The organism is Pelatocladus sp., assembly GCF_059505505.1.
This window is the reverse complement of record NZ_JCACKS010000085.1, coordinates 1-9,954: the sequence shown is the minus strand read 5'-3', so window position 1 is coordinate 9,954 and position 9,954 is coordinate 1. Positions and strand designations below refer to the sequence as shown.

6 protein-coding genes are annotated in these 9,954 nt (G+C 37.9%); 1 reads left to right on the top strand and 5 read right to left on the bottom strand.

The genetic code is table 11. From position 1 onward, the window contains the following. Positions 1-192: 192 nt before the first annotated feature. The 5 genes from AC5JMK_RS07875 to AC5JMK_RS07855 all read right to left on the bottom strand — a co-directional run bounded on the left by AC5JMK_RS07875 (position 193) and on the right by AC5JMK_RS07855 (position 5,696). Positions 193-1,170, bottom strand: coding sequence for an MvdD family ATP-grasp ribosomal peptide maturase (locus tag AC5JMK_RS07875; protein WP_096679344.1), 978 nt, complete (start codon positions 1,168-1,170; stop codon positions 193-195). A gap of 114 nt (positions 1,171-1,284) precedes the next feature. Next, the gene (locus tag AC5JMK_RS07870; protein ID WP_096679342.1) at positions 1,285-2,265 is read right to left on the bottom strand and encodes an MvdC family ATP-grasp ribosomal peptide maturase; all 981 of its coding nucleotides are present in this window, start codon (positions 2,263-2,265) and stop codon (positions 1,285-1,287) included. A 506-nt stretch (positions 2,266-2,771) separates the two neighbouring features. Next, positions 2,772-3,161 carry a hypothetical protein gene (locus AC5JMK_RS07865; RefSeq protein ID WP_096679340.1) on the bottom strand — a complete coding sequence of 130 codons (390 nt, stop codon included), beginning with the start codon at positions 3,159-3,161 and terminating at the stop codon, positions 2,772-2,774. A gap of 167 nt (positions 3,162-3,328) precedes the next feature. Further along, positions 3,329-3,586 carry an aconitase family protein gene (locus AC5JMK_RS07860; protein ID WP_096679338.1) on the bottom strand — a complete coding sequence of 86 codons (258 nt, stop codon included), beginning with the start codon at positions 3,584-3,586 and terminating at the stop codon, positions 3,329-3,331. Between the two features lie 10 nt (positions 3,587-3,596). Continuing rightward, positions 3,597-5,696: a patatin-like phospholipase family protein gene (locus AC5JMK_RS07855; protein WP_495909805.1), complete on the bottom strand. Its 2,100-nt coding sequence runs from the start codon at positions 5,694-5,696 to the stop codon at positions 3,597-3,599. Between the two features lie 1,852 nt (positions 5,697-7,548). On the opposite strand from AC5JMK_RS07855, the gene AC5JMK_RS07850 reads away from it, so the two are divergent. Further along, the coding region (locus tag AC5JMK_RS07850; protein ID WP_495909804.1) for a non-ribosomal peptide synthetase at positions 7,549-9,954 on the top strand (2,406 nt) is incomplete at its 3' end.

The following is a 9,954-nucleotide window of genomic DNA, read 5'->3' as shown; positions in this document are numbered from 1 at the left end:
AACAATAACTCTACTACGGAAAGCCCTCTTTATTTTGGCGAAGGTATTGACCAATAATTTAATATTAAATACAAGGACAGTTAAGACAGTTAAGACACTTAATAAAAATAAAATAGTTAATTAAAAGTTGTTGCGATACCTGTTTTGTTGGCACAAAACTAAAGTCTGTCTTCATAACCTTGTTTCTAATCCCTATTTTTTAGTGAGCAAAATTTCAGCAATAGCTTGAGAAATTGGAAAGTGTGGAGAAAACACCTCCATCCAGAAAAACTCCCCAACTGGGTTAACTTCAAGGAAGATGTGCCGACCATCGGGGGTGACAATGATATCTATCGCCCCATAGTTTAAGCCAAAGTAAGCCATGAGTTTGAGAAGCTTTTTCTCAATATCTTCGGGTAAATTGTATGGTTCCCAATCTTTAACTAAGGCTTTCCCCTCTTTGCGCCAATCAAAAGTTGATCCTTCAAACTTCTGGGAATCTATTGCGGCTGTGAATATATGGTGTCCGACAATAGTTGTCCGCAACTCCAGCGCCTTTGGCACTTTTTCTTGAAACGTCATCGGACAAAAACGCAATCCTTCAAGATGCTCTAGATCCTCATCTGTCACTGGATTGGTGAAAACAACATGCTCTCGTCCTTGATCATCATAGATTGCAAAGGAAGAAAGCATTTTTGTAACGATACCTTGCTTTTTACATTCTTGAGCAAATTGCTTCACTGCTTCTGGATTGTTTGAAGTCAGGGTGCGTGGAGTCAAAAGCCCTATGTCTCGTGCGACTTGCAACTGTAGTTGCTTATTATTAGTTAGATCCACATTTGACATTTTGTCGAAATGAAATCCCTTAAGACTCGCAATCATTCCTCTAACAGTGCGGCGAGTTTCCTCAATTGAAGCGTCTCTATATTGCTTGTCCATTGTGTTGGGAATTTTTTGCCCGTAGCGCATCCGGCGATACCACACTGAGGACACTTCACTCAAATCTAGCTTCTGTTCGCCATCAGTAATAATCACTTGCTCAGAATCACCAGAGTAAATATCTAGCTGCACTTCGGTGGGATATCTATCTGTGTCAAAACGAAATGCTTTTTCTCCTCTAGCTTCAATTGCTTCCATTACCAAAGGAATACTTTCATTGTCTTGACTAAAAGTAACTATTAATACTGTCATAGGAAATTTTTCACTAAAGTGCTTATATGAGAAGTTCGTAGTAAGGATTTTAGTGCTTAAGTATAGTTCTTAAGAGTAGGACTAAAGTCCTTACTACAAGCCTTCATCTGTTTTCTAAGAAATAAGAGTATCTGCGATCGCACTCGAAATAGGTAAGTCTAAATCTCGCTCCAGCATTCCCCACTCACCTGTGGGGTTAATCTCCAAAAAGACATATTCTCCTGATGGTGTAACAATAAAATCGAACGATCCAAACAACAAACCAAATTTAGCCATAAAAGCTTTGAGACGATCAATTATTTGATCAGGAAGTTCATGGTGTCCCCATGCGCCAACCTCAACACCAGGTTTACGCCAATCGGCTTTTGATGCTGTATAAATAGACGCATCTAGCGCCCCCACAAATACATTCCCATTTACATACACTACTCGCAATTCCAATTGTTTAGGGATTTGTTCTTGAAAAACCATTGGACAATAGCGCAATGATTCAGCGTCAAGTAAATCCTCTTCTTTGACGCTGCTGGTGTAAAGGAAGAAGGAAGATGTAGCTTCCATACTCCGCGAAAGAGTAGTTAATAGCTTACTCACCATTTTCCCGTTGACTTGGTGAAAAAATTCCCGTGCTGCTTCAGCTTTATTGGTAACGAGAGTCCGAGGAGTGACAAAACCTACTTCAGACGCAACGCGCAGTTGACGCAGCTTATTATTTGCATAATTTATTCGCTCTAAATCATCTACCCAACGAGCTTCCCTAAGACTATCCCAAAAACCATTCAAGGTGGCTATTGATTCTCTCACGCAGGCTTGTTGAAACTTAGGATCTAATTCTTCACTTAGTTTTGGTTCCCAAATACGCCGCATCCAAACAGCTTGCACCTGCTCTGTGTTGATAGAGTAGTTGCCATATTCTATGGTGTGATAGTTTTTGGATTTGTCAAAATGTGCTGTTAATTGTACTTCTAGGGGAAACTTATCAGTGTCGAGGCGGAATGGTTGCGCCCTTTTTTTTAACAAGGCTTCTACTACTTTATCTATTGTGAAGAAATCACCACTATGGGTAATTAGTAAAACAACGTCACGGGAAAGGTGCATAAAAGATTTGCTGATTAAAGTTTTAACAGATAGACGTTATCTTAATACTGCTCGCATAAGACAAATCGATTGACATTTAAACCCCGTACTAGACGCGATATATCGCGTCTGGTACAACCCCAAAACTATGACGCAAAATCCTATCCCTTGCAGTATTGGACGTTATATTAATTCGGAATCTGTAATTTTTATCGTAATAAAATATCAGTAACAAACTCAAATATTTGATGTTAAGTATTTTTTATTCCTTTTGTAGTCGCACTTCAATGCGAAATAATTACTAAAAGTTAATAAATAATTTCAAATCAATGTGAGCGGATTTGAAAATGTGTAAGTAAGTCGGCAGGAATAAACAGAACGTGGGTCACAAAACGTCATACCAATAATGAATGACATAGGACAAAAAAACAGACCCTGATTAGTAGTTTTCCTGTGCCGACCTACCTATATAACTTTTGTACTTGGCGTTATTATTTCTGAACTATCACCAAATTTATACGGTGATATTATTCCTCGACAATTTCAACTGTTCTTGGTTCTTCGACTGCTTGAGAAGAAGTAGTGGTTTCTGGACTCAGATGATTTTTCAATTTGAGTTTTAGCTCCTCTGTAATTGGTAAATCATTAATTTCTTTGAGGAGAAATCTTACAGATTCGGTTTTGCTGCGTTCTGTATAAATAGCCTTGAGAATCGCTTCAATTCCATAGCCGGAAATAGCATCTCCTAACACAATTGTCAAACCGAACAAAAATAGACCTCCTCCGAAACCAAATGGCCCTCCTAATGCTGTAAGAGTACCTATAACGCTGGCGGTACTACCTCCGGCGGCTGTTAGAATCACCAGAAGCACTCCAGGAAGACCAAGAGCAGCAAGTTTTTTTACGATTTCATCCATTGGAATCACCTAAATCTCTATGTTTTGGTTTAAACATCATTGGAATCTTTGTAAACAAAGAAACCTATTTCTAACCTAGACTAAGCTAGATTAAAAGTCACTCACATTCAGACAGAGTTAAATTTTTACAAATGTTTTCTGTTAACCGTGATCTGATAGTTGAGTCTTTAATCAAGAAAGTGGCTAATTTTCACTCTTACAGCTGATATTGTCACTGTTCTTGAGAAGCCAAATAGTTTTCTCTGTGGGTCACTACTGCGTCTTTTAAAATTTTTATTGATTGCATAAACCTCCATTTCTTCTTTGTCCAAAACCCCAAATCCAGAATTGATACAAGCCCTACAATCTAACTTAACAATCTGTACGCTTGCTTGTGCGAAAACCTCCAGACAGCCTAATGCTTGAGCTTTTTCACGAATATCCACAGATTAAAGATCAGATTGAGCTTGTCAACAGACTACACAACTCATCAATTTCTTGACTTCTTTTTCTAATCAATTCATGAGCTAAGGCTTTAAGCTGACGAATATTTTCCGGTTTAGTATTATCTATGACTTCTAAGTCACTGGGTAGGAATGTTTGAAAGCGATAATAAGAATTTTTAATTGTTTGATCACTAGACGCAAATAACCGTTCTAATTCTCCGGCTACCACTTCACTTCCACCATCGAACACCATATTTAACAGTGGTATTCCCCATTGCAGCAGTCCCCAATTTTTCACTTCATTATAAGCATAAACACTAGTCAGGGAACCCGTACCCAAAGAAACTACCAAAATCTCTTCAAGATTAAAGACTTGTTTGTTTTCTCGTTTATTAATTTGTGCTTCCAAAATAGCCAAATGTGCTGGATTGTTAGCTACCAAACCGCCATCGACTAAAGTATAAAAGCCATTTGTATTATGGGTAGTAGGAATACGATGAGGAGGAAAATAAGTGGGAGTAGCACTAGTTGCTAATGCTGCATCTAGAAGGGTAAAACCTAGACATAATTTCCGAAAATTGCGCGATCCTGTCTGTTGTTTTTCGACTTTGTTGCTAAAAAATATTGGAATCCGCTGCTCGATATCGTAGCTAGGGACGAATACCTCTGTGAGATTAGTTGCTAAAAAAGCGTCGCCAAAATATTGTTTTAAAATTTCTTCTCTACTCTGAGAAGAATATTTTGGCTGGATAAATATATCTTCTATTTGACCGAGAAATTTTTCCCAAAACGGCTCGTAAAATATTTCTGCTCCATACTCCGCGAAGAGTTGGACTAAATCTTCAGCACTGTATTCAGCTGTCGGTGCGCTATCAGATGGAGTGGGATTTAATCGAGGTTTAGTGAGTCCGAGTGCTAGAATTCCTCCACTGGAAGTGCCAGTAATTAAATCAAATAAACTAAAAATCTGCTTTTGTGTCCGCTTTTCAATTTCTGCGAGTATCAATGCTGGGATAATACCCCGAATTCCGCCTCCATCAATGGCAAGTATTTTATATTTGGTATTGGGTGTTGTATTCATAGTTGTTGGCGATCGCTCCTGAGTAATTGTTTGTGGTTGTTGCAAATCAACTAAAACTTCGCTTTGGCTAGTTTGGTCTGTTTTAGTTTCCTCTTCTTCTGGCTGTATAATTTGAGGGGTTTGAATATCGGTAGATTTCTCGCTTTGTTTTCTTGTCTGTTTTTTCTGCTTGGGGGTTGTAGTTAACTGAGTTGGTGCGTCATTTTGCACCGATTCTTGCTGCAACTCAGCTTGCTCATTGGTAGTTACTTCAACAAAGACAACCTCTGCAACAGACTCAATGACTTCTTCAGAACTGCTTGTTATTTCACTTTCATTAAATGATTGGGCGATCGCAAATGGAATTTGTGTGAAATTCCAACTCGGATTACCCCGCAACTTTCCATTATGACCATTTCCAGTTTGATCCCCGGCGCTTATTCCTTCTCCTTCATTTAATTTCCAGTAAGCTACTAATCCTGCTTCATTCCCTACTAGAGATCCAGAACGATGCGTCTGGATTTCTACCTGAGTACAGGGATAATTCCAGATGCTAATGTTAGCTAATTGACCTGTGAAGTATACGTTGTTGTGTAAAGTCGCACCAAGAGTTACAGGACTAGTTGCTCTGTTTAAAGTCGAACCTGTAAGAGAGCCAGTATATTCATGATCATCAAGATATACGCTTAGTTGACCCTGATTAAAAACAATAGCAAAAAAGTGCCATTGTCCAACAGTTAGTTCTCCATTACCAAAGGTTTTGATAACATTATCAATCTTTTCATCAATGTATACATCTAGGTTCCCTTCTTCACTAATACCGAACTCAAAATTATCACTGTATCGGTCTGAAGAACGGGCAAAAAACACATTATGTACTCTATAGGTAGTGGCTTGGTTTGTCAGGTGAAGAGGATTCACCCAACCTGAAATTGTAAAGGCTGAACTTCCTTCGGCAAAAACACCACCAATATCATTTTTGCCAAAATCTATATAATCATTTTGTCCATCAAATGTTATGACTGATTGAGTGTATTGATTACTTGTCACGACATTTTTATCTCCAAATAACAGTAAACAAAATTGGTTTATATCAATTTTTTAATTACGTTTATTATAATTTTCAATTAATCATAAAAATATGATTAATTTTTTAAAGTTTTAATTTGTACTTTTTCTTTAATGTCCTTTACTATACCTCTAACACATGTTATGTTGAATAAATATTTGAAAAGGATACCTTTAGTCCGTTTAAACTGACTAAAGTACCACAAAATAATCGGTTTAAACCGACTATCGCTATTAGCCTCACAAATTGATTCCGATATTAAGAAAAGATAGTATCTCAATGAAAAATTTTACCCTGTTATGTTATCCAGATAATTATCTTTTTGCAATCATTCAAATACGAATATGAATGACTAAGTAAGTCGGCATGAACAAATATAACGGGAGTTACGAAAATTAAACATGCACCAAACTCTTACCAATGACAAATGAGGTAGTTAACGATTTAGCTTTATTTGTCCCGACTTATACCAATTCTCTGTAAAGCGGCACATTATTTTAACCCCTCCCAACCTCCCCTTACCAAGGGGAGGTGCCGAAGGCGGTGGGGTTCTTTCTATGCATCTTCATATGGAAATGGTTTACTTATATGAAATAGATTTTCCGTTTTCTCAATCCACAAGATCTACTAAAGGCTTAGTCGCTTACTTGTCAAATAAATCAAGCGTTATAGCCATGGATTGATGCGACTATTTATACTTTTTTCTTTTCACAGGGAGCATCCCAAATGTTCAAAAAACGCCTGCGATTGAAATCGCAGTCTCATAGTGAAACTCTGCTGAAGCAGACTGTTTGATTTTATGAAGTCGTCTTCAGACGACTTGCGCTATTAGCAAAGGGTTTAAACCCTTTGCTTTATGGTATTTTGAAAAAATTGGGATGCTCCCCTTTTCACAAGCAATAGTTCGTCATAATTTTAGATACTGAATAATCTAAAAATCTTAACTTTATTTTTCAGATAATCTCAGATTTTTTAAGAAAATGCAATAGCATATTATGCAATATTAGCATATTGGAATTAATATTTAAGACAGTTAAGACAGTTAAGACAATAAATATTTTGCAAAAAAAAATTGTGATATGATAGTAAGCTTCCAAAATATCAAATTAATTAGCTTTGTGAAGTCCATAGTTATAAATTTCAGCAATTAACTTTAAGTGACAACACAATCTAAAACATCGTTCTGATTGCGATAATGCTGTAATGAGAATCGGAAAAAGCTTCAAACGTTAATTGGCGTGTTCAGTTATAACTCAGCGACTAGCCACAGAACTATACCAATCCTAATCGATTTGTGAGAAAATACATCGGTCAAAACTCCTATTCAACAAGCATTACAGGCTTGATTCATTCTTGCGTATCATTTAGGACTGTTTATAGTAATGCTTATCTTGTTTGGTTAACTTGTCTTTTAAGTTTCGCTGATTCCTTTTTCCGTCACCTAAATCTTTACAAAGAATTTACTGTTGGTAATTATTCTTGATTAACGATTTTAAATATTTTAACTATCAACTTAAATGTCTTAACTGTCCTGTTAAATGTCTTAAATGTCTTAACTGTCCTGTTAAATGTCTTAAATGTCTCCTGAATTATATTAACCATCTAGTTAATAGTGTTGAGCGCTATTGCATATTCTGGATAAAACTGAGATTATTTGTTAGTTGAAGTCCTCTGTAGGTGGATTTCAATAAATTACATTGATTTAATCAAAAATTAATTTTATAATTTGCGAATATGTAGATTACAAAATATATTTGGTTATTTTACCAAGATTCTATTCACAGACTTTTTATAGTGTTGTCACCAAAATTGTCAAGATTTTAAGTAAATTCCATGAACAGAATCGTTAAAACCAGGTATCCACTCTCTTCTGGTCAAAAAGCCATGTGGTTTATTCACCAAATGGCTCCAAATAGTGTGGCCTATAATATATTTATTACGGTTAAAATTAATTCATATTTAAATTTAAATATTGCTGCTGTCACCCATGTATGGAAAAAAATTATTGAACACCATCCTATTCTCCGAACTACATATACCACTCATGAAGGTGAAGCAGTTCAGCAAATTAATCAACAAAAACAATTTAATCTTGAGGTAACAAATGCCAGCAATTGGAATGAAGACCACTTAAAAGAGAAAATCTTTGCTATAACTGACCGCCCTTTTGACTTAGAAAAAGATGCAGTTTTAAGGGTTAATTTATTTACTCGGTCAGAAAAAGAACACATTCTCTTGCTAACAATGCACCACATTGCAGGTGACATGTGGTCTTTTGATTTACTCCTGAGTGAATTTCAAGCTCTGTATACTGCCGAAATCGAGCCAACTAATCGACAGCAAACACAAGCCGCCAAAGATTCTTGGCAAAAGAATAAATCTTATCTAGAGTTTGTCCAGTGGCAATCAGAAATGCTATCGAGTGCGAGGGGACAAAAACTGTGGCAATACTGGCAAGAACAATTATCTGGGGAATTGCCAATTTTGAATTTGCTTGCAGACAAACCCCGCCCCCCAATACAGACTTATCAAGGATCATCACATATTTCACAGCTAGATGAACAATTAATTCAAAAACTCAAGAATCTAGCTCTAGCTTCTGGAACAAGCCTTTATATAATTCTGCTAACAGCATTTTACGTGCTACTTTACCGCTATACAAACCAAACAGAGATCCTCATCGGCAGCCCGATGAGAGGTCGGTGGGGTGGAGATTTTCAAGAGATTGTCGGTTACTTCGTTAACTTGACAGTTTTACGAACTGCTGTACAGAAAAACGCCACATTCAAAGAATTTCTGGCTCAAGTTAGCAAGACAGTTAAAGATGCCCAAAACCATCAAGATTACCCTTTTTCTCTGATAGCAGAACAACTCCAGCCACAGCGAGATCCCAGTCGTTCTCCTTTATGTCAAGTTAGCTTCACTTGGCAACGACAACGTTGGTGCGAATCAACAGAAAATTCATTGCACAGTCAAGAACAGGTGCTTCAGATGGAGCCATACTTGCTCGGACATCAACGAGGGGCGGACTGGGATTTGAATTTGATGGTGATGGAAGCTCAGGGAGTATTCCAGCTATGCTGGCAATACAATACTGACTTATTTGAGATCACGACAATCACGCGCATGGCAGGGCATTTTGTGACATTGCTGGAAGGTATTGTAGCTAATCCTATTCAGCAGATTTGGCAATTACCCCTGCTTAGAGAAGTTGAACGTCAGCAATTGTTAGTAGAGTGGAACTCGACTCAGACAGACTATCCTCAAGATAAATGTATCCATCAGTTGTTTGAACAACAGGTAGCGCGTACCCCAGATGCAGTTGCTGTAGTCTTTGACAATCAACAACTGACTTATAGCGAATTAAACTGTCGTGCGAACCAATTGGCGCATCACCTGAAGTCTTTGGGAGTGGATGCAGATGTTCTGGTTGGATTGTGTATAGAGCGATCGCCGTTGATGATAGTAGGAATGTTGGGAATTCTCAAAGCGGGTGGAGCTTATGTGCCACTTGACCCAGAGTATCCCCAAGCTCGTTTGAGCTTCATGTTAGAAGACACACAAGTAAAAGTGCTGTTGACTCAACACAATTTAGTCGAGTCTTTACCTCAACATCAAGCGCATGTGATCTGCTTAGACACACAAGGGCAAATTATATCCCTTGCAAATCAGGATAATTTGAATAGCACACTCAGTGCGGAAAACCTGTCTTATGTAATTTATACCTCTGGTTCTACAGGCACACCCAAAGGCGTGATGGTTGAGCATAAAGGACTTTGCAACTTAGCTCAAGCTCAGATTCAAACTTTTGGCTTGGATTGTGATAGTCGTATTCTCCAGTTTGCTTCCCTGAGTTTTGATGCTTCTATTTCGGAAGTAGTAATGGCTTTAGGATCAGGGGCAACACTTTACCTGGGAATGAAAGACTCTCTAATGCCTGGTATATCGTTAATGGAGCGATTACGCGATAATAGCATAACCCATATTACCCTACCACCATCGGCACTGGCAGTCCTGCCAACTGAAGAGCTAAGAGCGCTACAAACAATGATTGTGGCAGGAGAGGCTTGTTCTGTTGAACTGATAAAGAAATGGTCTGCTGGCAGAAACTTCTTCAACGCCTACGGACCAACAGAAGCTACCGTCTGTGCCACGATCGCAAAATGCACTCTCGACGACGAGAAAATCCCCATTGGTCGTGCAATTGCCAACACACAAGTATATATCCTAGACTCGCAT

What these genes read in the sequence shown, in the direction of transcription:
- AC5JMK_RS07870 (WP_096679342.1), bottom strand. Translation starts at nt 2,265, where the DNA reads ATGCACCTTTCCCGTGACGTTGTTTTACTAATTACCCATAGTGGTGAT.
- AC5JMK_RS07865 (WP_096679340.1), bottom strand. Translation starts at nt 3,161, where the DNA reads ATGGATGAAATCGTAAAAAAACTTGCTGCTCTTGGTCTTCCTGGAGTG.
- AC5JMK_RS07875 (WP_096679344.1), bottom strand. Translation starts at nt 1,170, where the DNA reads ATGACAGTATTAATAGTTACTTTTAGTCAAGACAATGAAAGTATTCCT.